This window comes from Bradyrhizobium sp. Pha-3, assembly GCF_042258325.1.
Classification (GTDB): Bacteria; Pseudomonadota; Alphaproteobacteria; order Rhizobiales; family Xanthobacteraceae; genus Bradyrhizobium; species Bradyrhizobium elkanii.
The window spans coordinates 6,919,813-6,946,711 of record NZ_CP170151.1; the positions used below are offsets into that span (position 1 = coordinate 6,919,813).

16 protein-coding genes are annotated in these 26,899 nt (G+C 64.9%); 13 read left to right on the forward strand and 3 right to left on the reverse strand.

Annotation, left to right across the window (positions count from 1 at the left end):
* Positions 1–109: 109 nt before the first annotated feature.
* Entirely contained in the window at positions 110–2,053 is a 1,944-nt protein-coding gene (locus tag ACE10X_RS33120) for a PrkA family serine protein kinase (protein ID WP_038382967.1), read from the reverse strand.
* Between the two features lie 497 nt (positions 2,054–2,550).
* On the opposite strand from ACE10X_RS33120, the gene ACE10X_RS33125 reads away from it, so the two are divergent.
* The 8 genes from ACE10X_RS33125 (at position 2,551) to ACE10X_RS33160 (ending at position 11,412) form a co-directional block, all read left to right on the forward strand.
* Positions 2,551–3,168, forward strand: a complete 618-nt coding sequence (locus tag ACE10X_RS33125; RefSeq protein ID WP_375763399.1) for a hypothetical protein — start codon at positions 2,551–2,553, stop codon at positions 3,166–3,168.
* Between the two features lie 53 nt (positions 3,169–3,221).
* Complete coding sequence (locus ACE10X_RS33130; RefSeq protein ID WP_375763400.1) at positions 3,222–3,668, forward strand: DsrE family protein; 447 nt, start codon at positions 3,222–3,224, stop codon at positions 3,666–3,668.
* A 216-nt stretch (positions 3,669–3,884) separates the two neighbouring features.
* Positions 3,885–6,731, forward strand: coding sequence for a bifunctional transaldolase/phosoglucose isomerase (locus ACE10X_RS33135; RefSeq protein ID WP_375763401.1), 2,847 nt, complete (start codon positions 3,885–3,887; stop codon positions 6,729–6,731).
* 12 nt (positions 6,732–6,743) lie between these two features.
* Complete coding sequence (gene gnd, locus ACE10X_RS33140; RefSeq protein ID WP_038382961.1) at positions 6,744–7,727, forward strand: phosphogluconate dehydrogenase (NAD(+)-dependent, decarboxylating); 984 nt, start codon at positions 6,744–6,746, stop codon at positions 7,725–7,727.
* 120 nt (positions 7,728–7,847) lie between these two features.
* Entirely contained in the window at positions 7,848–9,341 is a 1,494-nt protein-coding gene (gene zwf / locus ACE10X_RS33145; RefSeq protein ID WP_244435705.1) for a glucose-6-phosphate dehydrogenase, read from the forward strand.
* Between the two features lies 1 nt (position 9,342).
* Complete coding sequence (gene pgl / locus ACE10X_RS33150) at positions 9,343–10,095, forward strand: 6-phosphogluconolactonase (protein WP_375763402.1); 753 nt, start codon at positions 9,343–9,345, stop codon at positions 10,093–10,095.
* A 28-nt stretch (positions 10,096–10,123) separates the two neighbouring features.
* A complete protein-coding gene (locus ACE10X_RS33155; protein ID WP_051002821.1) occupies positions 10,124–10,612 on the forward strand; it encodes a gluconokinase in 489 nt (162 codons plus the stop codon).
* Positions 10,609–11,412: a Cof-type HAD-IIB family hydrolase gene (locus tag ACE10X_RS33160; RefSeq protein WP_038382958.1), complete on the forward strand. Its 804-nt coding sequence runs from the start codon at positions 10,609–10,611 to the stop codon at positions 11,410–11,412. Before ACE10X_RS33155 ends, ACE10X_RS33160 begins: the two co-directional genes overlap by 4 nt.
* A gap of 255 nt (positions 11,413–11,667) precedes the next feature.
* On the opposite strand, the gene ACE10X_RS33165 is transcribed toward ACE10X_RS33160, so the two are convergent.
* Complete coding sequence (locus ACE10X_RS33165) at positions 11,668–13,476, reverse strand: glycoside hydrolase family 15 protein (RefSeq protein WP_375763403.1); 1,809 nt, start codon at positions 13,474–13,476, stop codon at positions 11,668–11,670.
* Positions 13,477–13,491: 15 nt separating this feature from the next.
* Positions 13,492–15,441 (reverse strand): 4-alpha-glucanotransferase, encoded by a 1,950-nt coding sequence (malQ, locus tag ACE10X_RS33170; protein ID WP_038382956.1) that lies wholly within the window; start codon positions 15,439–15,441, stop codon positions 13,492–13,494.
* A gap of 203 nt (positions 15,442–15,644) precedes the next feature.
* Between malQ and ACE10X_RS33175 the strand changes: the two genes are divergently transcribed.
* Genes ACE10X_RS33175 through treZ form a run of 5 tightly spaced genes read left to right on the forward strand, consistent with a single transcriptional unit; the run spans position 15,645 to position 26,899 of the window.
* Entirely contained in the window at positions 15,645–17,594 is a 1,950-nt protein-coding gene (locus ACE10X_RS33175; RefSeq protein WP_038382955.1) for an alpha-1,4-glucan--maltose-1-phosphate maltosyltransferase, read from the forward strand.
* A 10-nt stretch (positions 17,595–17,604) separates the two neighbouring features.
* Positions 17,605–20,910, forward strand: a complete 3,306-nt coding sequence (gene treS / locus ACE10X_RS33180) for a maltose alpha-D-glucosyltransferase (RefSeq protein WP_304557584.1) — start codon at positions 17,605–17,607, stop codon at positions 20,908–20,910.
* A complete protein-coding gene (gene glgB, locus ACE10X_RS33185) occupies positions 20,907–23,054 on the forward strand; it encodes a 1,4-alpha-glucan branching protein GlgB (protein WP_038382953.1) in 2,148 nt (715 codons plus the stop codon). Before treS ends, glgB begins: the two co-directional genes overlap by 4 nt.
* Positions 23,055–23,057: 3 nt before the next feature.
* Positions 23,058–25,130, forward strand: a complete 2,073-nt coding sequence (gene glgX, locus ACE10X_RS33190; protein ID WP_304557583.1) for a glycogen debranching protein GlgX — start codon at positions 23,058–23,060, stop codon at positions 25,128–25,130.
* Positions 25,127–26,899 (forward strand): malto-oligosyltrehalose trehalohydrolase, encoded by a 1,773-nt coding sequence (gene treZ, locus ACE10X_RS33195; protein WP_038382951.1) that lies wholly within the window; start codon positions 25,127–25,129, stop codon positions 26,897–26,899. Before glgX ends, treZ begins: the two co-directional genes overlap by 4 nt.

The following is a 26,899-nucleotide window of genomic DNA, read 5'->3' on the forward strand; positions in this document are numbered from 1 at the left end:
GACCACGTTGCATCTGCCTCACCGGATGCGATCATGACCAGTCGCATCACATTTTCTTGGACGAGACGGGACAAAACGGAAAGCCGGTGCCGGCTTTCCGGATCGCGCATTAGCCGGCCTGCTTCACCCGCATGTACCACTCGACGAGCCGGCGGACCTGGCGCTCGGTATAACCGCGCTCCACCATCCGCTCGACGAACTCGCCGTGCTTCTTCTCGGTCTCGCCGTCCTTCTTGGAGCCGAACGAGATGACCGGAAGCAGATCCTCGACCTGCGAGAATATCCGCTTCTCGATCACGTCGCGAACCTTTTCGTAGGAGGTCCAGCTCGGATTCTTGCCGCCATTATGCGCCCGCGAGCGCAGCGAGAACTTGACGACCTCGTTGCGGAAGTCCTTCGGGTTGGCAATGCCGGCCGGCTTCTCGATCTTGGTCAGCTCCTGGTTCAGGAGCTCGCGGTTCATCAGCTGGCCGGTGTCGGGATCCTTGAAGTCCTGATCCTCGATCCAGGCATCGGCGTAGTCGACATAGCGGTCGAACAGGTTCTGGCCGTAGTCGGCGTAGGATTCCAGATAGGCCTTCTGGATCTCGTTGCCGATGAATTCGGCATAGCGCGGCGCGAGATCGGCCTTGATGAATTCGAGATAGCGCTTCTCGGTCTCGTCAGGCAGCTGCTCGCGGCGGATCGCCTGCTCCAGCACATACATCAGGTGCACCGCATCGGCGCCGACTTCGGTGGTGTCATGGTTGAAGGTCGAGGCGAGCACCTTGAAGGCAAAGCGGGTGGAGACCCCGTCCATGCCCTCGTCGACGCCGGCCGCGTCCTTGTACTCCTGAACGCTGCGCGCCTTCGGATCGGATTCCTTGAGGCTCTCGCCGTCATAGACCCGCATCTTGCCAAACAGCGTCGAGTTCTCGTGCTTGCGCAGCCGCGACATCACCGAGAAGCGCGCCATCGTCTCCAGCGTCGCCGGAGCGCAAGGTGCTGCGGCAAGCTCGGAGCCCTGGATCAGCTTCTCGTAGATCTTCTGCTCCTCGGTGACCCGCAGGACGTACGGGACCTTGATGACGCAGATGCGGTCGATGAAGGCCTCGTTGTTCTTGTTGGTCTTGAAGCTCTGCCACTCCGCCTCGTTGGAGTGCGCGAGGATGATGCCGGTGAACGGAATCGCGCCGATGTTCTCGGTGCCGATGTAGTTGCCCTCCTGCGTCGCGGTCAGCAGCGGGTGCAGCATCTTGATCGGTGCCTTGAACATTTCGACGAACTCGAGCACGCCCTGGTTGGCGCGGTTGAGGCCGCCGGAATAGCTGTAGGCGTCGGGATCGTTCTGGGCGTAGGTCTCGAGCTTGCGGATGTCGACCTTGCCGACCAGCGAGGAGATGTCCTGGTTGTTCTCGTCACCGGGCTCGGTCTTGGCAACCGCGATCTGGCGCAGCCTTGAAGGCTGGATGCGCGCGACGCGGAATTGCGAGATGTCGCCACCGAAGGCTTCGAGCCGCTTGTAGGCCCAGGGCGACATCAGCCCGCTCAGCCGGCGGCGCGGAATGCCGTACTTCTCCTCGATCATCGGGCCAAGCGTCTCGGGATCAAACAGCCCAAGCGGGCTCTCGAACACCGGCGACAGCTCGTCGCCCGCCTTCAGCACGTAGATCGGATGAATCTCCATCAGCGCCTTGATGCGCTCGGCGAGCGATGACTTGCCGCCGCCGACCGGCCCGAGCAGATAGAGGATCTGCTTGCGCTCTTCGAGGCCCTGCGCGGCGTGACGGAAGAAGCCGACGAGGCGCTCGATCGTGTCCTCCATGCCGTAGAAGCCGGCGAAGGCCGGATACGACCTGATCGTACGGTTCAAAAAGATACGGCCAAGGCGTGGGTCCTTGGCCGTGTCGATCATCTGGGGCTCACCGATTGCCGCCAATAACCGCTCGGCCGCATTTGCATATCGCATCGGATCACTTCGACACGACTCCAGATACTCAGCCATCGACATGTCGGTCTGGCTTCGCGCTTCAAACGACCTTGCGAAGGCGTTGAACAAAGAATCGTTGTACATGATCCCTCTCTCCACGATATGTATCGCCGCACGACTGACACGAGTCGTAACAAGAGCGTCCTAGGATCGAATCAGCGTCGGCACGCTGGGTCTATTGGACACTCGACCGACTCAGTTCGGCAATGCACGGCGCGTGCAGCCTCTGCCTTATCAACAGGCAGGAAGCTTAATGGTTCATCAATATCCCCTTGTTTTTGGTGGCTGTAACCCCCTCGCCACATCCGTGGTTTACCGGGGCCCAGTCCTCCGAAGCGGACATCCGAGCGGGCAACTTCCCGTCCGGCGATGGACGTTGGGCTTCCCTGAAAAAGTGTGACCGTTCAGCCGTGGCGTCAAGATGCACGCGTCACAGACTCGCATGAACAAACGTTCAGCCGCCGTTGAACGTGCCTCCTTGTCGCCGCGACTAAGGCAACGAGCCCGCGCAGTTCCGCGCGGCACCATTGCCGCGCTTTAAAGATGACACCTTGGAGGCGCTGGCTATTCCCGAGCCGGCCATGAAGCAGGCGTTCCTTGTTGTCGCACTCGCAGCCGCCGCCTGTACCGGCGCGCCGTTAACCGTCCAGGCGCAGGAAGGCGTCGACAAGGCCGCGGCGGCCGCCTTCGACAACAGGATGTTCGCCGGCCCGCCCGGCGCGAAAGCCTATGCCTGCTTTGTGCGGCGGTACGATGCAAATCATCTGGCGCAGCATCCAAAGCAGAAGGTCAGCGCGATGAAGCTTCTGGTGGCAGCGGAAGACGCGCCGGAGGACAAGGCCACCAACCATTCATTCCGGCTCGGCGTCACATACCGCCACCGCTCCGGCAATTTCGACTCCAGCGGCTACTGCAATCACGCCATCGCGACCGAATCCGGACACGAAATACGCTTCGAATGCAGCGTGGATTGCGAGGGCGGCGGCATCACCGTGGCGTTATCCAGGGACAATAAATCCGCCATTGCGCGCCTCGGCCGCATCATGGTGTGGAATCGCAACAAGCCCGACGACGATGCGGGCGAAGCGCTGTTGGCCGGCGCCGACGACAAGATCTTTCGCGTCGATCGCGTGGACTTGGGCGAATACGCCGAACTTGTGACCGACCGCAAGGAACTCGCCGCGCTCCGGCACAAATGATAGGTTTGCCCAAGGGACAACACTGGATCAACAATAGTTGCGCGAGGGACGCCATGCACCGACGCAGCATCCTGTGGGGCACCGTGTCGGCGATCGGCGCCGTCTTCGCAGCGTCACGAGCCGACGCCGCCACCGAAGCGCCGCCGCAGAAGCTGAAGGTGGTCTATCACCTCGATGACCTCAACAAGGTCAATTTCGTGATCGGCAACGTCCAGAACCATCTCGACGGCGTCGGCGGCCCCGGCAATGTCACGATTGCGCTGGTGGTGCACGGCCAGGCGCTGAAGGCGTTTCATTCAGCCGCCGCCAATCCCGACCTGTCAAAACATGTCAGGCAATTCACCAGGGATGGGATCGAGTTCGCCGCCTGCGGCAACACCATGAAATCGCAGAACATCGGCCTCGCCGACTTGCTCCCCGGCTTCGTCGCCGCCGAGCGCGGCGGGGTGGCCCGCCTCGCCGAGCTGCAATCCCAGGGTTACCTCTACCTGCGGCCCTGACCCGCGGTCCTGCGCCGCAACGCGTCATAAAAATGTGCTGAGATCAGGGTCTGCTCGGACTGCGTCCGAGGGGATCGAACTGTTGTGAATGGCGTTATCCCTTGGAAATGCTGATATTCCGCCCGGGGCTTCAGCCATGTTGACAATCCCCTTCCGCCCCCGAAAGCTGCCCGGGAACCCAAAAATCGACCCTCGATCGAACGAGAACAGGCACCCATGAACCCCGTCAAAGCACTCGAAAATCACCGCCAGGCCGTCTGGCTGGACTTCCTCGCCCGCGGCTTCGTCGCCAACGGCGACCTGAAGCGGCTGATCGAGACTGACGGCGTCAAAGGCGTGACGTCCAACCCCTCGATCTTCGAGAAGGCGATCGGCAGCTCCGACGAATATGACGGGGCGATCGGCAAGGCCCTCAAGAACGGCGACCGCTCGGTCGCCGACCTGTTCGAGCACCTTGCGGTCGAGGACATCCAGCACGCCGCCGACGTGCTGCGCCCGGTCTACGACCAGAGCCACGGCGGCGACGGCTTCGTCAGCCTCGAGGTGTCGCCCTATCTCGCGACGGACACCAAGGGCACGATCGCGGAAGCCGAACGGCTCTGGAAAGACGTCCACCGCAAGAACCTGATGGTCAAGGTGCCGGCGACGCCCGAGGGCCTGCCGGCGATCGAGTACCTGATCGGCGAAGGCATCAGCATCAACATCACGCTGCTGTTCTCGCAGAAGGTCTATCGCCAGGTCGCCGAGGCCTATCTCAAGGGCCTGGAGAAGTACGTCGCCAAGGGCGGCGATCCCTCCCATGTCGCGAGCGTCGCCAGCTTCTTCGTCAGCCGCATCGATAGCGCCGTCGACAAGCAGCTCGACGAGAAGATCGCGAAGGCCAACGATCCGCACGAAAAGGAGCGGCTCGCGGCCTTGAAGGGCAAGGTCGCGATCGCCAATGCCAAGCTCGCCTATCGGGACTACAAGCGGCTGTTCGCAGGCAGCCGCTGGGACAAGTTGACGGCCAAGGGCGCCAAGCCGCAGCGGCTGTTGTGGGCGTCGACCGGCACCAAGAACAAGGACTATAGCGACGTGCTCTATGTCGAGGAGCTGATCGGCCCCGACACCGTCAACACCGTGCCGCCGGCAACGCTCGATGCCTTCCGCGACCACGGCAAGGTCCGCGACAGCCTCGAGGAGAATGTCGAGGACACCCGCCATGTGCTGGAGGAGCTGGAGAAGTCCGGCATCTCGCTCGATGCGATCACCGAGGAGCTGGTCAAGGACGGCGTCAAGCTGTTCGCCGACGCGGCCGACAAGCTCTACGGCGCGGTCGCCCACAAGCGCGCCACCTCGCTCGGCGGCGGCATCGACCGCCAGAAGCTCGCGCTCGGCGCCGCCATCGAGAAGGCGGTCGAGAAGAGCACCGAGGAATGGCGCGCCTCCGCCAGGATCCGAAGGCTCTGGCACAAGGACAAATCGGTCTGGACGGGCGACGACGAGGACAAATGGCTGGGCTGGCTCACCAGCGCGGCCACCGCGAACGTCGCCGACTATGAGGACTTCGCCCAGCGCGTGAAGGGGCAGAACTTCACCGATGCCGTCGTGCTCGGCATGGGCGGGTCGAGCCTCGGGCCGGAGGTGCTGGCCCAGACCTTCCCGCACCGGTCCGGTTTCCCGCGGCTGCACGTGCTCGACTCCACCGATCCGGCGCAGGTGCGCGCGATGGAGGAGTATGTCGACATCGCAAGGACGCTGTTCATCGTCTCCTCCAAATCCGGCGGCACCACCGAGCCGAACGTCATGAAGGACTATTTCTTCGATCGGGTGGCGAAGGCGATCGGCAAGGACAAGGCCGGCCACCGCTTTATCGCGGTGACCGATCCGGGCTCGTCGCTGCAGAAGGTCGCGATCAAGCAGGGCTTTGCCCGCATCTTCTACGGCGACCCTGCGATCGGCGGCCGCTATTCCGTGCTGTCGCCGTTCGGCCTGGTGCCGGCGGCCGCCGCCGGCATCGACGTCCGCAGCCTGCTCGGCCATACGCTCGCGATGGTGCGCTCCTGCGGTGCCGACGTGCCGCCGCAGGAGAACCCGGGCGTGCAGCTCGGGCTCGCGATGGGCATCGCGGGGCTCGAAGGCCGCGACAAGGTGACGATCTTCGCCTCGCCGGACGTTGCCGATTTCGGCGCCTGGGCCGAGCAGCTGATCGCGGAATCGACCGGCAAGGACGGCAAGGGCCTGATCCCGGTCGAGGGCGAGGCGATTGGCGAGGCGGCAGTCTACGGCAACGACCGCTTCTTCATCGATCTGCGCACCGATAGCGAGAACGATGCCGCGCATGAGGCCAAACTCGCGGCGCTCGAGGCCGCAGGCCATCCCGTGGTTCGGATCGTGATGAAGTCGATCGACCATATCGGCCAGGAGTTCTTCCGCTTCGAGATCGCGACCGCGGTGGCCGGCTCGATCCTCGGCATCAACCCGTTCAACCAGCCCGATGTCGAAGCCGCCAAGATCAAGACCCGCGAACTGACGGCGGCGTTCGAGAAGACCGGATCGCTGCCGGCCGAACAGCCGGTGGTATCGGCGGACGGGGTCGATCTCTACACCGACGCGCAGAACGCCGAGGAGCTGCGCAAGGCCGGTGCGAACGGCGATCTCAACTCCTGGATCAAGGCGCACCTTTCGCGGTCCGGCCGCGGCGACTATGTCGCCCTGCTCGCCTATATCGAGCGCGACGGCGACACCATCGACGCCATGCAGGCGATGCGGCTGAAGCTACGCGACGCAAAACACCTTGCGACCTGCGCCGAGTTCGGTCCGCGCTTCCTGCATTCGACCGGGCAGGCCTACAAGGGCGGGCCCGACAGCGGCGTGTTCCTGCAGGTCACGACCGACGATACGCAGGACCTGCCGGTGCCCGGACAGAAGGCGAGTTTCGGCGTGATCAAGGCGGCGCAGGCGCGCGGCGATTTCGACGTGCTCACCGAGCGCGGCCGGCGGGCGCTGCGCGTGCATCTCAAGGGCGATCTCACCTCCGGGCTCGCGGCGCTCGATGCCGCGATCTCGGCTGCACTGAACTGACGGAGGCGAGGGATGCAACTCGGCATGATCGGCCTCGGGCGGATGGGCGGCAACATCGTCCGTCGCCTGATGACCCAGGGCCACACCACCGTGGTCTACGACAAGGATCCGAAGGCCGTCGCGGCACTCGTCGCCGACAATGCCACCGGGGCCTCGTCGCTGGAGGATTTCGTCCTCAAGCTGGAGGCGCCGCGCACCGCCTGGGTGATGCTGCCGGCCGGCAAGATCACCGAAGCCACCATCGAGGCGCTGTCGAAGCTGATGCAGCCCGGCGACGTCATCATCGATGGCGGCAATACCTTCTGGCAGGACGACGTCCGCCGCGGCAAGGCGCTCAGGGAGCGCGGGCTGCATTACGTCGATGTCGGCACCAGCGGCGGCATCTGGGGCATCGAGCGCGGCTACTGCATGATGATCGGCGGCGACAAGAAGGTGGTCGACCGGCTCGACCCGATCTTCAAGACGCTGGCGCCCGGCATCGGCGACATTCCGCGCACCTCCGGCCGCGAGGGCCGCGATCCGCGCATCGAGCAAGGCTACATCCACGCCGGTCCAATCGGCGCCGGGCATTTCGTCAAAATGATCCATAACGGCATCGAATACGGCCTGATGCAGGCCTATGCCGAAGGCTTCGACATCCTGAAGAACGCCAATATCGAGGCGCTGCCGCCGGAGCATCGCTTCGACCTCGACATCGCCGACATCGCGGAAGTCTGGCGGCGCGGCAGCGTGATCCCGTCCTGGCTGCTCGACCTCACCGCATCGGCGCTGGCGCAGAACCACACGCTCGACAATTATTCCGGCTTTGTCGAGGATTCCGGCGAAGGCCGCTGGACCGTCAATGCCGCAGTCGACGAGGCCGTGCCCGCCGAGGTGCTCACGGCCGCACTCTACACGCGCTTCCGCTCGCGCAAGGATCACACCTTCGCGGAGAAGATCCTCTCGGCGATGCGCGCAGGTTTCGGCGGCCACAAGGAGCCGCCGAAGAAAGCTTAAAAAGCGTTTTCAAGCGAAGTGGGCACCGGTTCGCGTGAAGAAAACGCGTCAAAACAAGAATCGAGAGCTCCGTTCCGATACAATCGGAACGGAGCTCTCGAGATAACCGCGGAAGGTCACGTGCAGAAGAAACCCGATCCTTGCTCCTTCATCATCTTCGGCGCCACCGGTGATCTGACGCACCGGCTGGTCACCCCGGCGCTCTACAATCTCGCCGCCGGCAATCTGCTGCCGGACAAATTCTGCGTTGTCGGCATCGCCCGCAAGGGCATGTCGAGCGACCAGATGAAGGACAGCCTGATGCAAGGGCTGCGCAAATTCGCGACCCGGCCGCTTGATGAGGCGGTCGTCACGCGGCTGTTCGAATGCGTCACCTCGATCGAGGCCGATCCGAGCGATCCGCCCTCCTTCGATGCCATGAACGAACGGCTCGACAAGCTCGAGACCGCGCGCGGCACCGGAGGCAACCGGCTGTTCTATCTCGCGACCCCGCCGCGAGCGTTCCTGCCGATCAGCCAGCAGCTCGGGCGCACCGGCATGCTGGAGGAGAACGGCGCCTGGCGCCGGCTGATCGTCGAAAAACCGTTCGGCACCGATCTGGCATCGGCCAAGGCGCTGAATTCAGCGCTGCTGAAGCTGATGGACGAGCACCAGATCTACCGGATCGATCACTATCTCGGCAAGGAAACCGTCCAGAACATCCTGGTGCTGCGCTTCGCCAACGGCATGTTCGAGCCGATCTGGAACCGCAACCACATCGACCACATCCAGATCACCGTGGACGAGAAGCTCGGCGTCGGTCATCGCGGCAGCTTCTACGACGCCACCGGCGCGCTGCGCGACATGGTGCCGAACCATCTGTTCCAGCTGCTGTCGCTGGTGACGATGGAGCCGCCGGCGCGGTTCGACGCCCATGCGGTGCGCTCCGAAAAAGCCGAGGTGCTGAGCGCGATCCAGACCCAGAGCGAACAGGAAGCGCTGCACAATTCGGTGCGCGGCCAGTATCGCGCCGGCCGGATCGGCGACACCGAGATCGAGGACTTTCTCAAGACGCCCGACATCAGGCCCAACAGCTCGACCGAGACCTACGCCGCGCTGAAGCTGACCATCGACAATTGGCGCTGGGCCGGCGTGCCGTTCTACCTGCGCACCGGCAAGGCGCTCACCACCAAGCGCACCGAGATCGCGATCAAGTTCAAGCAGGCGCCGTTCGCGATGTTCCGCGACACCGCGGTCGACCGCCTGTCGCAGAACTACCTCGTCATCTCCACCGAGCCGACCGAGGGCATCGAGCTGCAGTTCAACACCAAGGTACCCGGCCCGACCATCAACATCGACGGCGTCGAGATGAAGTTCCGCTACAAGGACTACTTCAAGGCCGAGCCGTCGACCGGCTACGAGACGCTGATCTATGACTGCATGATCGGCGACAACATCCTGTTTCAGCGTGCCGACAGCGTCGAGGCCGGGTGGCAGGCGGTGCAGCCTTTCCTCGACGCCTGGAAGAGCGCCGGCGGGCGCGGTCTGCAACCCTACAAGGCCGGCAGCGAAGGCCCGGAGGCCGCCAACGCGCTGCTGACGCGCGATGGCCGCAGCTGGCGGAAGCCGGGCTGACATGACCGCGAGCCGCGAGCGCCAGATCATCACGGTCGCCGATCCGGCGGCACTGGCGCAGGCGGCCGCCGAGCGGATGATCGCCAGGATCGACCAGAACAGCGGCCGGATCGCCGTGTGCCTCACCGGCGGCTCCAGCCCCAAGGCGCTCTACCAGCTGCTGGCGACGCCCGACTATCGCCAGAGGATTCCGTGGGACCGCGTCGACTGGTTCATCGGCGACGAGCGCCTGGTGCCGCGCAAGGACAAGCTGCACAACATGAGCATGGCGCGCCAGGCCTTCCTCGACCGCTGTGCGCCGGCCGCGAATGTCCATCCGATCGCGACCGACACCGCCGATCTCAGGGATCCCGACATCAGCGCGGCGCTTTACGAGAACGAGCTGATGGCATTCTACGGCGCCGAACAGCTCGATCCGAAGCGGCCGCTATTCGACCTGGTGCTGATGGGCATCGGCCCCGACGGCCACACCGCTTCGCTGTTTCCGGGTTATCCCGCGGTCGAGGAAACGCAGCGCTGGGTGGTCGGCGTGCCCAAGGCCAATGTCGAGCCGTTCGTGCCGCGCGTGTCGCTGACCCTGCCCGCCCTCGCCTCGTGCTGCGAGATGCTGTTCGAGGTGGCGGGCGAGAGCAAGCGCGCGATCTTGACGCGCCTGTTCGCAGGCGAGAACCTGCCGGCAAACCGCGCGCGATCGCAGGGCGAGACCGTCTGGCTGATCGATCAGGCCGCGCTGCCGGAGGACTTTCGTGGGTGACGGACAAAACCCCTGCGCACTGGTCGTGATGGGCGTCTCCGGCTCGGGCAAGAGCACCATCGCCGACCGCCTGGCGATCAGGATCGGCTGGCGCTTCGAGGACGGCGACAGTTTTCATCCGCCAAGCAATGTCGCCAAAATGCATTCGGGACAACCGCTCACCGACGAGGATCGCTGGCCCTGGCTGCGCGCGATCGCCGACGAGATCGACCGCACCTGCGGCGTCCGCGAACGCGCCGTCATCGCCTGCTCCGCGCTGAAGCGTGCCTATCGTGACATCCTGGTGCATGGCCGCGACGATATCCGCATCGTCTTCCTCGACGGCTCGCAGGAGCTGATCGCCACGCGGCTCGGCGCGCGCAAGGGCCATTTCATGCCGCCGGGGCTGCTCGCCAGCCAGTTCAAGACGCTGGAGCCGCCGACACCGGAGGAACGCCCGATCACGGTCGCGATCGACCGTCCGGTCGAAATCATCGTCGAAGACATCGTCACTCAACTGAAGCTGGACCGCCCATGACCCGCATCGCCCTTGTCGTATCCGATGTCGACGGCACGCTGCTCACCAAGGACAAGACCTTGACCGACGGCGCCAGGGCGGCGGTGCGCAGGCTGCATGAGGCCGGCATCGGCTTCACCATCGTTTCCAGCCGGCCGACGATCGGGATGGGTTTCCTGATTGCTCCGCTTGCGATCACCCAGCCGATTGGTGCCTTCAACGGCTCCTCGATCGTCGATCCGCAGCTCAAGCCCCTCGAGCAGCATTTGATCCCGGCAGCGGTCGCAAAACGCTGCATCGACATGCTGCACGAGCGCGGCGTCGATATCTGGCTGTTTACCAACGATCGCTGGCTGACGCGCAACCCTGACGGCGAGTACACCGCCCACGAGCAGCACACGATCAAGCATGATCCGACCATCGTCGGCGATTTCACGCCCTATCTCGACCAGGCCTGCAAGATCGTCGGCGCGAGCTCGGATGCAGCCCTGCTGCAACGCTGCGAGGCGGAGATGCAGCAGATGGTCGGCCGCGATGCCACCGCGGTCCGCTCGCAGACCTACTATCTCGACGTCACTCCTCCCGGTCACGACAAGGGCACCTTCGTCGAGGGCATCGCGAAGCGCCTTGGCGTGCCGCTGGAGAATGTCGCCACGATCGGCGACATGCAGAACGATCTGCCGATGTTCGCCAGGAGCGGCGTCTCCTTCGCGATGGGCAATGCCAGCGATGACGTGAAGGCGCGCGCCACGCATGTCACCGAAACCAACGAGCACGACGGTTTCGCACGCGCGATGGACACGGTGTTGCAGCTTCGCTGAGGCGTGCGGACGATCGCCCCACCCGTGATCGAGCGCGGGCCGCAGCGTGATCGCCGCTTGCACGATTTCTGAATATTGGAAATATACTCCTGATTTGCCCGACATGTCAATTTGACTCGTCGAACGCCGGCAGCTGCCGGCTCCTTTGCATGGGGTTGTTTTCGATATTTTGGCAGCGCGCACCTCCGGCGGTCCCGCAAGCGGAAGACGGAGGGCGGCATCGCCGCGGTCGCGGGTTCAACTTGACTTCACGCTTCAAGTCGACCGCTGCACCGCGGGCTTCTCGGCGTCGGCCCTGGCGGCGCTGAGATTGTGCGCGGTGTTGATCAACGCGATATGGGTCAGCGCCTGCGGGAAATTGCCGGTCAGCCGGCCGGCGTCGGAATCGAACTCCTCGGCCAACAGTCCGAGATCGTTGGCGACCGCGACCACGCGGTCGAACATGGTCTGCGCCTTGTCGACATCTCCCGCCAGCACATGAGCGTCGGCAAGCCACAGGCTGCAGGCCAGGAATGCGCCCTCGATCGGCTGGACCTCATCGGACACCTCGCGCGGATCGTGCCGCAGCACGAACCCGTCGCGCATCATGTGCCGCTCGACCGCGTCGATCGTGCCACGGATGCGCGGATCGCCCGGCGGCAGGAAACCGACCGACGGCAGCAGCAGCAGGCTGGCGTCGAGCAGCTTTGAGCCATAGCTCTCGACGAAACTGTTGAGGCCAGGGTCGAAGCCGCGTTGGCAGACGTCGCGATGAATGGCCTCGCGCAGCACCCGCCACTTGACCAGCGGCCCCTTGAAGCCGAACCGCTCCGCGCTCTTGATGGCGCGGTCGAAGGCGACCCAGCACATCACCTTGGAGAACACGTAGTGCCTGGGGGTGCCGCGGCGCTCCCAGATGCCGTGATCCGGCTGATCCCAGACATCGGCGAGATGGGTGACGACGGTGCATTCGAGCGACCAGTTCTCTTCGTCGAGCTTCAGCTTGGCCATGCGAGACTGGTGGAAGGCGTCGATCAACTCGCCATAGACGTCGAGCTGAAGCTGCGCATGCGCGGCGTTGCCGGCGCGGACCGGCTGCGCCCCTTCATAGCCGGACAGCCATCCGGCCTCCCATTCCAGGAGGCGCCGCTGGCCCAGGATACCGTACATGATCTGCATATTGGCCGGCGCGCCGGCTGCGGCCCGCAGCAGCCAGTTGTGCCAGGCCGCCGCTTCCTCGGTGTAGCCCGAATTCATCAGGGCCAGCAGCGTAAAGGTGGCGTCGCGCAGCCAGCAGAACCGGTAGTCCCAATTGCGCGCGCCGCCGAGCTTTTCCGGCAACGACGTGGTGGGGGCCGCGACGATGCCGCCGGTCGGCCTGTAGGTCAGCGCCTTCAGCGTGATCAGCGAGCGCATCACGAGGGCGCGTTGATAGCTGCCGTCATAGGTCGAACGGCTGCACCATTCCCGCCAATATTCCTCGGTGTCCTTCAGCGCAGCCTCAGGGTCGATCGCCTCCGGCACCGGGTGATAGGACGGTCCATAGGTCAGGACGAACGGCACGGTGTCGCCCTCGCCGACCTCGAAATCGGCGAACGTGGTCAGGTCCTTGCCGCGGGTTTCGACCGGCGTGCGCAGCACGGTCATGTCCTGCCCGCTGATCGCCAGAAGCCCGTCGCCATCCGGATTCTTCCGAACCCAGGGAACATCGACCCCGAAGCCGAAGCGGATCACCAACTCCATGCGCATCTTGACGCGGCCGCCGATGCCGCGAACGAGGCGGACCACATCGGAGGCGTTGCCGCGCGGCGGCATGAAATCGATCAGCGCGACCGCGCCGCCTTCGGTCTCGAACCGGGTCTCCAGGATCAGCGTATCGTCCCAGTAGCGCCGCGCGGCCTGCTTGATCTCCCCGGCGGGCGCCAGCAGCCAGCGACCATTCCTCGACGTGCCAAGCAGCGCCGCGAAGCAGGGGTCGGAATCGAACGCGGGCCAACACAGCCAGTCGATCGAGCCCTCGCGGCCGACCAGGGCTGCGGTCTCGCAATCGCCGATCAGCCCATAGTCTTCGATACGAGAGGCCACGCGCTGCGCTCCGCGTTACCCGGTGTGCGAGCGCTCGCGGGTCGCGCGCTTGAGCGCGTCGACGTCGATCGCCGACGCGAGATGCTCGATCGAGACCGGGAGCCGCCGCTTCCAGTTCGGATGCTCGTAGACGGTGCCGGGGATGTTCGGCTGCTCGACAATGCCGAGCAGGTCCTCCATCGACACCGCCATCATCCGCGACCGCGTCCGTGCCAGGAAGCTCGCCACCGAATAGAAATCGTTGCCGTGGATGTCGTGCCGGCGCAGCACGTCGTCGAGTTGGCCGAGCGCGTGCCAGCGGCCCTCGTCGGTCTCGCCGGGATCGATCCCGAGCGCACGCTTGGTCTTGAGGTCGCTGAACGAGCGCCAGCCCGCATAGGTCGAAAGGTCGTGGGTGTTGAAGGTCACCAGCGCATCCGGCAAATAGTAGTCGGCATTGCGGAAGACGCCCTGGTCGTCGGTCTCGAACATCATCACGAGATAGGACCAGATGCCCCAGCCGTTCATCTGCTCGCGGAACCCCGGAGGTACGGTGCCGAGGTCCTCGCCGATCACAACGCAGCTGCTCGCCACGCTCTCCTGCGCGGTCGCCGCCAGTAGCGCCTCGAACGGCATCAGCACATAGGCGCCATTGGCCGGGCCGAAGCCGCGCGGCACCAGATAGAGCCGCTTCAGCCCGAACGCGTGGTCGAGCCTGATTGCGCCGGCGTGGTGCATCGAGGCGCGCAGCATCTGCCTGAACGGCTCGAACGAGCGCTGTTCGAGGCCCGCGGCGTTGAAGCCGGCGAGTCCCCAGTCCTGGCCCGCGGTGTTGAGCGGGTCCGGTGGCGCGCCGACGCCGAGATGGCGCGAGATCGCGGTCTGCTCATTCCAGGCATCGAAACCGTCCGACTGCACGCCGACGGCAACGTCGAGATAAAGCCCGACCCGCATGCCGAGCTCGTGCGCAAGCGCCTGGCAGGCGCCAAGTTGACGGTCCGCGGTCCATTGCACGAATTCGACGAACTCGACCTCGGCGGCAGAGTCGCGCGCACGGCGCAATTTGGCGCAAGCTGTATCGCTCGGCTGCCGCCATTCGTCCGGCCATTCCCACCACGGCGTGTTGAATTTGTGCCGCATCACCTCGAAGCAGGCGAAGCGCGACAGCAGCGTGCCCTGCTCGTTGCGATAGGTCTCGAAATCCTGCCAACGGCCGAGGCCGGGATTGGCCTTGAAGGCCGCGAACGCCGCGCGCAGCGCAGGCCATTTCTGCGCGGCGACGCCGACATAGTCGACCATGTCGTGGCTGCGGAGTTGTGCCAGCGCGGCCTTGGTCTCGGCATCGACGCGGAATTCGGGAATCTGCTCGACGTCGATGTAGAGCCCATTGAGGAACAGCCGGCTGTTCGGCGAGTACGGGCTGCAATCGCCGGGCCGATCGTCGAACAGCGCATGCAGCGGATTGAGCCCGACGCCGTCGGCGCCGAGCCGGTGGGCGAATTCGAGCAGGTGCTGCAGGTCGGTGAAGTCGCCGATGCCCCAGTTGCGCGCGGACCGCACGCCGTAGAGCTGGACCGCGATCACCCAGCAGCGGTCGAACTCGCCGCCGAACGCGCCGTGCGGCGCCACCAGCAGCGGCAGCTCCTCGCTGCCAGATGCGTCCGATAGCTGCAACCGGTGCACGCCTTCGGGCAGACCTGACGGCCACGTCAAACAGCGCTCACGCGCCTCGCCCTGCGCGAGCACCCCGGTCCCATTCGCAAGCTTCCATTGCACCGGAAGCCGGGCAACCTCCGAGAGTTGCGTTTGCGCGGCCTGGCCGCCTCTGATCACCACGGGATCGGCGATGATCCGACGGGGCGCCTGCGGCGGCAGCGCGTCGAGGATCGCCGTGAGCGCCTCAGGGGTTGTCACACGGCGGTGACCGCTGCCATCGATATACTCGGTCTGGATTCCCAGGGTCTGGGCTTTGGCGTAAAGGTCCATTCGGCACGCTGCCTGCTCGCAACGGTAGGTGGATCGTTGCTAAATTGTACAGATACGGGAAAGGGATAGTTGATGTTCAACGCTCTACCCTATCCGGCGTTCCCACCGGGAACCATTGCCCGGCGAGCGGCTTTCTATATGGGTCTGGCGCGCCTCCTTCCCGGCGCCGGGACGTCATTTGCATTTTTAATGGCGGCATCACCGTGAACAAAACCCTCCGGCCTGTCGAGAGTGCCCATGGCACTTTTCATATCACCGATGTCTATCCGTCGGTTGATGGCGGCCGCTTTCCGGTCAAGCGCATTGTAGACGAACCTGTCGAGGTGTGGGCCGACATCTACCGTGCCGGACATGACGTGATATCGGCGGCATTGGTGTGGCGGCGCGAGGGCGACGACGAATGGCAGGTCGCGCCGATGACGCCGCACAGCGACGACCGCTGGGGCGGCGCCTTCGTGCCCGACAGGCCCGGCCGCTACGCGTTCGCGATCGAGGCCTGGACCGATGAATTCGCCAGTTGGCGGCATCGTTTCGAGCAGAAGGCGCGCGATGGCAGCGACCACACGCTGGACGCGCTCGAAGGCGCGGCCATGCTGACCCAGGCGCAGGCCGGCAGCCCGGCGGCGGCCGCCGTCATCATCAGGCAGTGCGAAATCTTTCTGCAGACCGGCGAACCAGGCGCGCTGCTCGCGCCCGAATTGCGGGAGGCGATGGCCGGCAGCCAGTTTCGCCGCGATCTGATGCGATCGCAACTCTACCCCCTCACCGCGGACCGCCCGCGGGCGCGCAGCAGTGCGTGGTACCAGATGTTTCCGCGCAGCCAGGGCAAGACACCATCCATGCATGCGACCTTCAACGACTGCATCGCGCGGCTTCCCGACATCGCCGCGATGGGCTTTGACGTCGTCCTGCTCGCGCCGATCCACCCGATCGGCCGGCAGCACCGCAAGGGCCGCAGCAATGCCGCGATCGCACAGGCGGGCGATCCCGGCAGCCCGTACGCGATCGGCGCAGCCGAGGGCGGCCACGACGCCGTGCATCCGGAACTCGGCACGCTCGACGACTTCCGCGCCTTCGTGGCGGCATGCCAGGCGCATGGCCTCGAGGTCGCACTCGATTTCGTCGTGCAGTGCTCCCCCGATCATCCCTGGCTGAACGAGCATCCAGAGTGGTTCAAGCGGCGCCCGGACGGATCGATGCGCACGGCCGAGCATCCACCGCAGCGCTGGGATGATGTCGTCAACCCGGATTTCGCGTCCGAAGGCGCCGGTGCCTTGTGGCGCGCGCTGCGCGACGTCGTGCTGTTCTGGGTCGAGCAGGGCGTCAGGATCTTCCGGGTCGACAATCCGCACACCAAGCCGCTGGCGTTCTGGGAATGGCTGATCCGCGAGGTGCGGGACCGCGACGCGGAGGTGCTGTTCCTTGCGGAAGCCTTCGCGCGTCCGAAACTGATGAAGGGCCTCGCCAAGCTCGGCTTCACGCAATCCTACAGCTATTTCACCTGGCGGACGCAGCGCTTCGAGCTCGAACAATATCTCGGCGAGTTGACCTCCTATCCCGAGCGTGACTTCTTTCGGCCGAATTTCTTCGTCAACACACCGGACATCCTGCCCTTCCACCTGCAAAGCGGCGAATCCTGGATGTTCAAGTCGCGTCTCGCGCTGGCCGCGACGCTTTCAAGCAGCTATGGCATCTACAGCGGCTTCGAATTGATCGAGCACACGCCGGTCCCCGGCCGCGAGGAATATCTCAACTCCGAGAAGTACGAGATCAGGGTTCGCAACTGGGAGCAGCCGGGGAACATCAAGCCCTATGTCGCGGGTCTCAATCGGATCAGGCGCGGCAATCCGGCCCTGCAACAATTCGCCAATTTGCGCTTTATCAGTGTCGATGACGGCGGCGTGATCGGTTTCATCAAGGAAGCGGTCGATCAGAGCAATGTGATCGCGGCCGCGATTGCATTGTCAGCCGAGCTGCGTGACGTCTGGCTGCCGCTCGGCGACGTCACGGTAGGCCGTGGCGATGCCCGCCGCCCCGTCTCGGCAGTGGAAGACCTTGTCACCGGCGAGCGCCACGCGCTCGAATGGGGAGGCATCCGCCTACGTATCGATCCTGCGCGCGATCCCGCGTTGCTGCTACGCTGTATCGCCTGAAGGAGCCGTCATGAACGTATTCTCCAACGTCGACATCAAGGAGAAGGTCGCAACCGAGACTGCGGACCAGCTGTGGTACAAGGACGCGATCATCTACCAGCTGCATGTCAAGGCATTTGCCGACAGCAACAATGACGGCATCGGCGACTTCGCGGGGCTGACGGAGAAACTCGGCTATCTGCAGGAGCTCGGCGTCACCGCGCTGTGGCTGTTGCCGTTTTATCCCTCGCCCGGCCGCGACGACGGCTACGACATCGGCGACTATGGCGACATCAATCCCGATTTCGGGACGATGAAGGACTTCAAGCGCTTCATCCAGGAGGCCAAGAAGCGCGGCCTGCGCGTCATCACCGAGCTCGTCGTCAACCACACCTCGGACCAGCATGCGTGGTTCAAGCGCGCACGCCGCAGCCCGCCGAATTCGAGCGCGCGCAGCTGGTATGTCTGGAGCGACACCGACCAGAAATACCTCGATACAAGGATCATCTTCACGGATACGGAGAAGTCGAACTGGACCTGGGATCCTGAAGCCGGTCAGTTCTACTGGCATCGCTTCTTCTCGCACCAGCCGGACCTGAATTTCGACAATCCGCGCGTGGTGCGGGCCATCGTGCAGGTGATGAAGCGCTGGCTCGACACCGGCGTCGACGGTTTCCGGCTCGACGCCATTCCCTATCTGTGCGAGCGCGACGGCACCAATAACGAGAACCTGCCGGAGACGCATGCCATCATCAAGCGGCTGCGCCAGGAGCTCGACGCCTATGCCAGGGGCAAGATCCTGCTGGCCGAAGCCAATCAATGGCCGGAGGACGTGCAGGAATATTTCGGCCATGGCGACGAATGCCACATGGCCTATCACTTCCCGCTGATGCCGCGCATCTACATGGCGATCGCCCAGGAAGACCGCTTTCCGATCACCGACATCCTGCGGCAGACGCCCGACATTCCCGCCGCTGCCCAGTGGGCGCTGTTCCTGCGCAATCACGACGAGCTGACGCTGGAAATGGTCACCGACGTCGAGCGCGACTATCTGTGGTCGACCTACGCCGACGACCCGCGCGCCCGCATCAATGTCGGCATCCGCCGCCGCCTTGCGCCGCTGATGGACAACGACCGGCGCAAGATCGAGCTGATGAACTCGCTGCTGCTGTCGTTCCCGGGCACGCCGATCATCTATTACGGCGACGAGATCGGCATGGGCGACAACATCTATCTCGGCGACCGCAACGGCGTGCGGACGCCGATGCAGTGGTCGCCGGACCGCAATGGCGGCTTCTCGCGCGCCGACCCGGCGCGGCTCTACGCGCCGATGATCATGGACCCGGTCTACGGCTACGAATCCGTCAATGTCGAGGCGCAGTCGCGCAGCCTGTCGTCGTTGCTTTCGGCGACCAAGCGGCTGATCGCGGTGCGCAAGTCGACGCTTGCCTTCGGGCGCGGCACCATGACCTTCATTCGCCCGGAGAACCGCTCGGTGCTGGCCTATGTGCGCCAGTACCAGGGTGAGGCGATCCTGTGCGTCGCCAATCTGTCGCGGTCGGCTCAGGCCACCGAGCTCGACCTCTCCGCCTTCAAGGACCGCATTCCGCTCGAGATGCTCGGGCGCACGCGCTTCCCGGCGATCGGCGAGCTGCCCTACATGATCACGCTGGCGCCGTATGGCTTCTACTGGTTCCAGCTGCAGGAGCGCGACAAGTCCGAGCCGGTGACGCCGCGCGCGGTGCCGGAATTCGAGACGCTGGTGGTGCCGCTGAATTCGACCTGGATGTCGTTGGCGCGCACCCGCGGCGTGTTCGAGCACGACGTGCTGCCCGGTCATCTCGCCCGCACGCGCTGGTATCCGGAGCGCTCGGCCAGCGCCATCCAGCCGATGCTGGTCTCCGCGATCCCGTTCTGCGACATCGGCGACAACCGGCCGTGGCTTGCCTTCTTCGAGACCACGCAGCGCGGCACCACCAGCCGCTACGTGCTGCCGATGCAGATCGAGTGGGTACGCTTCGACCGCGAGCGCTACAATCCGCGCGCGTTCGCCGCCGTACGCCAGGGCGCGCGCGAGGGCACTTTGCTCGATGTCGCCACCGACCAGATCTTCACCGGCCTGTTCCTGCGAAACTTGCGGGAAAACCTGACGGTCGACGAAGGCGAGCAAGGCCTCAAGCTCGAATTCCGGCCGACCAGCCGCTTCTCCGACCGGCCGGTGCGGCAGCCCGAGCGCATCCGGGTGTTCGAGAACGATCAGCCGCATTCGACCGCGCTGGTCGACAACGAATATGTCACCAAGATCTACCGCAAGCTCGAGGTCGGCATCAATCCGGAGATCGAGATGGGCCGCTTCCTCACCGAACTGGTCAACTTTCCGAACACCCCTGCCTTGCTCGGCACTGCCGAGTTGATCGAGGGCGACAAGCGCAGCGCCATCGCCGTCCTGCATGCGATGGTCGTCAACCAGGGCGACCTCTGGACCATCGCCGGCGCACACCTCGACCGCCTGGTCGAACGGCAGCGCCTGCTCACAGTGAGCGAGCACCCCGTGGAGAACGGCGACCAGGCGACCTATCTGCGCCACATGTCGCATAGCGGAAAGCGGCTCGCCGAGCTGCATATCGCGCTCGCCAGCAACCGCGACCTGCCGGACTTCGCGCCCGAGCCGACCAAGCCCGACGACCTGCAGCGCTGGGCCGACGAGATCATGGCGCGGGCCGAACGCGTGTTCGATACGCTGAAGCAGCGGCGCGGCTCCCTGAAGGAGGCCGACCGGCTGCTGGCCGATCAGTTGCAGGCCCAGCACGACACGCTGCCGGAGCGGCTCAAGGCGCTGCTGCCGCGCGAGACCGACGGCTTCAACATCCGCCATCACGGCGACCTGCATCTCGGCCAGCTGCTGGTGGTCAAGGACGACGTTTTCATCATCGATTTCGACGGCGGACCGGGCCGCACCATCGCCGAGCGGCGGCGCAAGGCACCGCCGGCACGCGACGTCGCCGGGCTGATCCGTTCGATCGACTATGCGGCAACGGCCGCGCTGGAACGGACGCTCAAGGTCTCCCCCGACGAGAGCGGCCGGCTGAGCCTCGCCTTGGCCGAATGGCGCGACCAGGCCGCGGATACCCTGCTGGCGGCCTATCGCGAGACGATGGCCGGCCAGAGGCTGTGGCCCGCCGACACCAAGACGGCCGACCGCCTGCTCAATTTTTTCCTGCTTGAGAAAGCCTTCTATGAGATCGAGTATGAGCTGGCCAACCGGCCGGATTGGCTGCGGGTGCCGCTCACCGGCCTGCTGAGGATCCTGGCGCAACAGCCGCATGAGGTTGCATGAGCAAACTGCCCGCCGAGGCCTATGCCATCATCGAGGGCCGCCACTCCGACCCCTTCCACTATCTCGGGCTTCACCCCGAGGGGGACCGCAACGTCGTGCGCGCCTTCCTGCCTGATGCCAGCAATGTCGAGGCGATCGGCGAGCATGGCGAGACGGCGCCGCTGGCGCGGATCCATGACGCCGGCCTGTTCGCAGGTCCCCTGCCGAACGGCTCGACGCGCTACCAGCTCCGCGCTCGCTTCGGCGACAACGTCGTCGAACTGGAGGATGCCTACCGCTTTCCGCCGATCCTGAGCGATTTCGATCTCTACCTGCTCGGCGAAGGCACGCATCAGCGCGTCTACGATACGCTCGGTGCGCATCCGATGACGCTCGACGGCGTCGACGGCATCGGCTTCGTGGTGCTGGCGCCGAATGCGCGGCGGGTCAGCGTGGTCGGCGACTTCAATTTCTGGGACGGACGGCGGCATCCGATGCGCGTGCGCGGCCCGGGCTACTGGGAACTGTTCATCCCGCGCGCGCGGGTCGGCGACCACTACAAGTTCGAGATCATCGGGCGCAACGGCCAGCATCTGCCGCTGAAGTCCGATCCCCTGGCGTTCGCCGCCGAGGTACGGCCGAAGACCGCCTCGATCGTGATCGACGAGCGCAGGATCCCGCATCCGCGCCCGGCGCCGGATCGCGTCAATGCGCTGAGTTCACCGATGTCGATCTACGAGGTCCATCTCGGGTCGTGGCGGCGCAAGGGCCGCAACGAGTGGCTGACCTATCGCGAGATGGCGGAGCAGCTGCCGGCCTATGCCAGCGACATGGGCTTTACCCATGTCGAATTCCTGCCGATATCAGAGCATCCGTTCGACGGCTCCTGGGGCTACCAGCCGACCGGCATGTTCGCGCCGACCAGCCGCTTCGGCTCGCCGGACGATTTCGCCGCGCTGATCGACGCCTGCCACGGCGCAGGGCTCGCCGTGCTGCTCGACTGGGTGCCCGGGCATTTTCCCGACGATCCGCACGGACTCGGCAATTTCGACGGCACCGCGCTCTATGAGCACGCCAATCCGTTGCAGGGCCGTCACCTCGATTGGGGCACGCTGATCTACAATTACGGGCGCACCGAGGTCACCAACTTCCTGGTGTCGAACGCGCTGTTCTGGCTCGATCGCTACGGCATCGACGGGCTGCGCGTCGATGCCGTCGCCTCCATGCTCTATCTCGACTACAGCCGTCCCGCCGGCGGCTGGATTCCGAACAAATATGGCGGCCGGGAAAACATCGAGGCGATCGACTTCCTGCGCCGCTTCAACACCGAATTGTTCGCGCACTTCCCGCAGGCGACCACGGCGGCGGAGGAATCCACGGCGTGGCCGCAGGTGTCGCGCCCGGTCGAATATGGCGGGCTCGGCTTCGGCTACAAGTGGAACATGGGCTGGATGCACGACACGCTGAAATATATCGGCAAGGATCCGATCCACCGCAAATACCATCACGGCGACATCCTGTTCGGCCTGCACTACGCCTTCTCGGAAAATTTCATCCTGCCGCTGTCCCACGACGAGGTCGTGCACGGCAAGCGCTCGATCCTCGGCCGCATGCCCGGCGACGACTGGCAGCGCTTTGCGAATCTGCGCGCCTATTACAGCTTCATGTTCGGCCACCCCGGCAAGAAGCTGATGTTCATGGGCTGCGAATTCGGCCAGGAACGCGAGTGGAATCACGACTATTCGATCGATTGGCATCTGCTGCAACAGCCGAGGCATAGCGGCATCCAGAACCTGGTCCGCGACCTCAACCGGCTTTATCGCGCGCTGCCAGCGCTGCACGAGCTCGACTGCGACCAGGCCGGCTTCGAGTGGGTCATCACCGACGATGCCAACAACAATGTGTTCGGCTGGATCCGCAAGGGCAATGCTGAGCGCGCACGCTGCCTCGTGGTCGCGAACTTCTCGCCCAACGTCTACCGCAACTATCGCGTCCGGGTGCCGTTCGCGGGCAAGTGGCACGAGGTGTTCAACTCGGACTCCGCGCATTACGGCGGCACCAATGTCGGCAATGTCGGCGAGGTGCGCGCGTCGGAGGGCGCCACGCCCGAACTGAGCCTGACGATTCCGCCGCTGGCTGCGATCTTCCTCGTACCGGAAAGCTGATTGATGCGACTGACCGGGGGTACGTCCGCGCGGCTCGGTGCAAGCTGGGACGGCAGAGGCACCAATTTTGCGCTGTTCTCGGCGAATGCGGAGAAGGTCGAGCTGTGCCTGTTCGACGGCCAGGGCCGCCGCGAGCTCGAGCGGATCGAGATGCCGGAGCGCACCGAAGACGTCTGGCACTGCTATCTCAACGACGTCTCGCCCGGCCAACTCTACGGCTATCGCGTCTACGGACCCTACGCGCCGGAGCGCGGCCACCGCTTCAACGCCAACAAGCTGCTGCTCGATCCCTACGCCAAGCGGCTCGCCGGCCGGCTGGTGTGGAGCGATGCGCATTTCGCCTATCGCACCGGCAGCGCGCGCGAGGACCTCTCCTTCGACCGGCGCGACAATGCCCGCGGCATGCCGAAGGCGGTGGTAGTCGACGAGAGCTTCAACTGGGGCCGCCGCGAGATTCGGCCGCACATTCCCTGGGAAGACACCATCATCTACGAGGCCCACGTCAAGGGCCTGACGCAGAAGCGCGAGGATGTGCCGCCGAACCTACGCGGCACCTATGGCGGCCTGTCGTCGCCTGCGATGATCGAGCATCTCAAACGGCTCGGCGTCACCACCATCGAGCTGTTGCCGATCCACGGCCTGATCGATGACCGTATCCTGGTCGAGAAGAAGCTGGCGAATTACTGGGGCTACAACACCATCGCCTTCTTCGCGCCGGAGGCGCGCTACGCCCAGGACAATGCGCTCGACTCCTTCCGCACCACGGTGGCGCGGCTGCACGATGCCGGCATCGAGGTGCTGCTCGACGTCGTCTACAACCACACCGCCGAGGGCAACCATATGGGCCCGACGCTGTGCTTCCGCGGCATCGACAATGCCTCCTATTACTGGCTGAACCGCGAGAACCCGCGCTTCTACGACGACTTCACCGGCTGCGGCAGCTCGGTCAACCTCACCCATCCGCGCGTGCTGCAGATGGTGATGGATTCGCTGCGCTATTGGGTCGAGGTCTGCCATGTCGACGGTTTCCGCTTCGATCTCGCCACGACCCTGGCGCGCGGGCCGAACGGGTTCGATCGCAACCACCCCTTCCTCGCCGCGATCCGCCAGGATCCGGTGCTGGCAACCGCCAAGATGGTCGCCGAGCCCTGGGACCTCGGTCTCGGCGGCTACCAGGTCGGGGCGTTCCCATCGCAATGGTCGGAATGGAACGACCGCTATCGCAGCGCGATGCGGCGCTACTGGAGCGGCGAAGGCAGCCTGATCGGCGATATTTCGGGCCGCATGACCGCGTCCTCGGATCTGTTTCACCACGACAATCGTGCGACCCGCGCCAGCGTCAACCACATCACGGTGCATGACGGTTTCACGCTCGCCGATCTCTTCAGCTACAACGAGAAGCACAACGAGGCCAACGGCGAGGACAATCGCGACGGCTCCAACGACAATCACAGCAACAATTGCGGCCATGAGGGCCCGACCGACGATCCTGCCATCATCGCGCTGCGCCGCCAGCTCAGGAAGAATGCGCTGGCCTGCCTGCTGCTGGCGCAAGGCACGCCGCTGATCCTCGCCGGCGACGAGGTCGCGAACACGCAGGACGGCAACAACAACGCCTATTGCCAGGACAACGAGACCGGCTGGATTGGCTGGGAGAACCTCGGCACGGACGACGACGCCATCGATTTCATCGGCCACCTGACCGCGCTGCGGCGTCGCTTCGGCCAGATCCGCTGCCAGAGCTGGCTCGACGGCCGCCGCACCGACGGCAGCTACGGCGTGCTCTGGCTGACGCCCGCGGCGGAAGAGATGAAGGAATCCGACTGGAAATTTCCGGAGAGCCGATTCGTCGCCTATGTGCTGGGGCCGATGGAACCAGGACAGGCGCCGATCTTTATCGTTCTCAATGCCGCACCGCAGGAGATCGTGTTCAGGATGCCGAGGATGGCGGAATACAGGACCTGGCAGCAGGTCCTGAACACGACCAAGGCCGAGCAAACGGCTGAGCAATTCGCATCCGGCGCCGATACCAAGGCACCCCCGCGCTCGGTGCTGGCATTTGCAGGCTCCACATGAATAGACAACATTTCGGCGCCGAGCTGACACCTGACGGCACGCGCTTCCGGCTCTGGGCGCCGGCGGCCAAGCGCGTCGACCTCCTGATCGACCAGCCGCATGCTCGAAGCCGCGATGCGCATGCGCTCACGCGCGACGCCGCCGGCTGGTACGTCGGCGAGATCCGAGGCGCGCGCGCCGGCACACGTTACAAATTCCGCGTCGATGACGAGGTCGATGTGCCGGATCCCGCCTCCGCATTCCAGCCGGACGACGTGTTCGGCTCGAGCGAGGTGATCGATCACGCCGCCTTCAAATGGCGCGCCACCGACTGGCGCGGACGTCCCTGGCACGAGACCGTCGTCCTCGAGGCCCATGTCGGTACCTTCACCCGAGAGGGCACCTATCGTGCCATGATCGACAAGCTCGATCATCTCGTGGCGACCGGCATCACCGCGCTCGAGCTGATGCCGCTGTCGGATTTCGCCGGGAAACGCAACTGGGGCTATGACGGGGTGCTGTGGTACGCGCCCGACAGCGCCTATGGCCGGCCCGACGACCTCAAGACCCTGATCGACGAAGCGCATCTGCGCGGGCTGATGGTGATGCTCGACGTGGTCTACAACCATTTCGGCCCCGAGGGGAATTATCTCGGCCGCTATGCGCCCGCCTTCTTCAGTAACGCGCATACTCCGTGGGGCAGCGCGATCGATTATCGCGTACCCGAGGTGCGCGCGTTTGCGATCGGCAGCGTGGTGAGCTGGCTGCGCGACTATCGCTTCGACGGGCTGCGGTTCGATGCCGTCAACACCATCGTCGAAGCCGGCGAGATCGCCGTTATCCATGACTTCAGCAAGGCCGCCGGCAAGCTCGCCACCGAGACCGGCCGCTACATCAACCTCATGCTCGAAAACGGCGACAACATTGCAAGCCTGCTCGACGCAGCCGAGGATCCGCCGCACGGCAAATTCCGCGGCCAGTGGAACGACGACTATCATCACGCCTGGCACGTGCTGCTGACCGGCGAGACGCAGGGCTATTATGGCGACTACCGGGCGCCGAAGCAGGACCTCGCACGCGCGCTGTCGTCCGGCTACATCTACCAGGGTGAAGTCTCGGAGTTCTGGGGCGGCAAGGCCCGCGGCGAGCCGAGCGGTATGCTGTCGCCGATCTGCTTCATCAACTTCCTGCAGAACCACGACCAGATCGGCAACCGGCCGCTCGGCGATCGTCTCGTCAGCATTGCCCGGCCGGAGGCGGTCGCGGCGGCGCTGGCGGTGACGCTGATCGCGCCGACCACGCCGATGCTGTTCATGGGTGAGGAATGGGGCGCGACGACGCCCTTCCCGTTCTTCTGCGATTTCAAGGGCGATCTCGCCAACGCTGTCCGCGCCGGACGGCGCAAGGAGTTCGCCTGGGCCTATGCCAAATATGGCGACGACATTCCCGACCCGCTTGCCGAGGCGACGATGCGATCGGCCGTGCTCGACTGGGCGGCCCTCGGCCATGATCCGGCGCGCGCACGGCTTGCGCTGGTGCGCGACCTGCTCGCCGTGCGCCGGCAGGAGATCATGCCCCGGCTCAGAGGGTGCCGCTTCGGCGACGCCACCGTGGCGGGCGACCTGTTGACGGCGCATTGGCAGATGGGCGACGGCGGCACGCTGCGGCTGACCGCCAATTTGTCCGATCGCGATATCCCCAATGGACCGGAGCCGAAGGGAACTGCGATCTGGGGCGGCGCGTTGTCGAGCGACCTCCCCGGCTGGGCGGTGCGCTGGCACATCGGATAG

Coding starts and splice junctions, on each gene's coding strand:
- ACE10X_RS33120 (WP_038382967.1), bottom strand. CDS start 2,053: ATGTACAACGATTCTTTGTTCAACGCCTTCGCAAGGTCGTTTGAAGCG.
- ACE10X_RS33125 (WP_375763399.1), top strand. CDS start 2,551: ATGAAGCAGGCGTTCCTTGTTGTCGCACTCGCAGCCGCCGCCTGTACC.
- ACE10X_RS33130 (WP_375763400.1), top strand. CDS start 3,222: ATGCACCGACGCAGCATCCTGTGGGGCACCGTGTCGGCGATCGGCGCC.
- ACE10X_RS33135 (WP_375763401.1), top strand. CDS start 3,885: ATGAACCCCGTCAAAGCACTCGAAAATCACCGCCAGGCCGTCTGGCTG.
- gnd (WP_038382961.1), top strand. CDS start 6,744: ATGCAACTCGGCATGATCGGCCTCGGGCGGATGGGCGGCAACATCGTC.
- pgl (WP_375763402.1), top strand. CDS start 9,343: ATGACCGCGAGCCGCGAGCGCCAGATCATCACGGTCGCCGATCCGGCG.
- ACE10X_RS33155 (WP_051002821.1), top strand. CDS start 10,124: ATGGGCGTCTCCGGCTCGGGCAAGAGCACCATCGCCGACCGCCTGGCG.
- ACE10X_RS33160 (WP_038382958.1), top strand. CDS start 10,609: ATGACCCGCATCGCCCTTGTCGTATCCGATGTCGACGGCACGCTGCTC.
- malQ (WP_038382956.1), bottom strand. CDS start 15,441: ATGGACCTTTACGCCAAAGCCCAGACCCTGGGAATCCAGACCGAGTAT.
- treS (WP_304557584.1), top strand. CDS start 17,605: ATGAACGTATTCTCCAACGTCGACATCAAGGAGAAGGTCGCAACCGAG.
- glgB (WP_038382953.1), top strand. CDS start 20,907: ATGAGCAAACTGCCCGCCGAGGCCTATGCCATCATCGAGGGCCGCCAC.
- glgX (WP_304557583.1), top strand. CDS start 23,058: ATGCGACTGACCGGGGGTACGTCCGCGCGGCTCGGTGCAAGCTGGGAC.
- treZ (WP_038382951.1), top strand. CDS start 25,127: ATGAATAGACAACATTTCGGCGCCGAGCTGACACCTGACGGCACGCGC.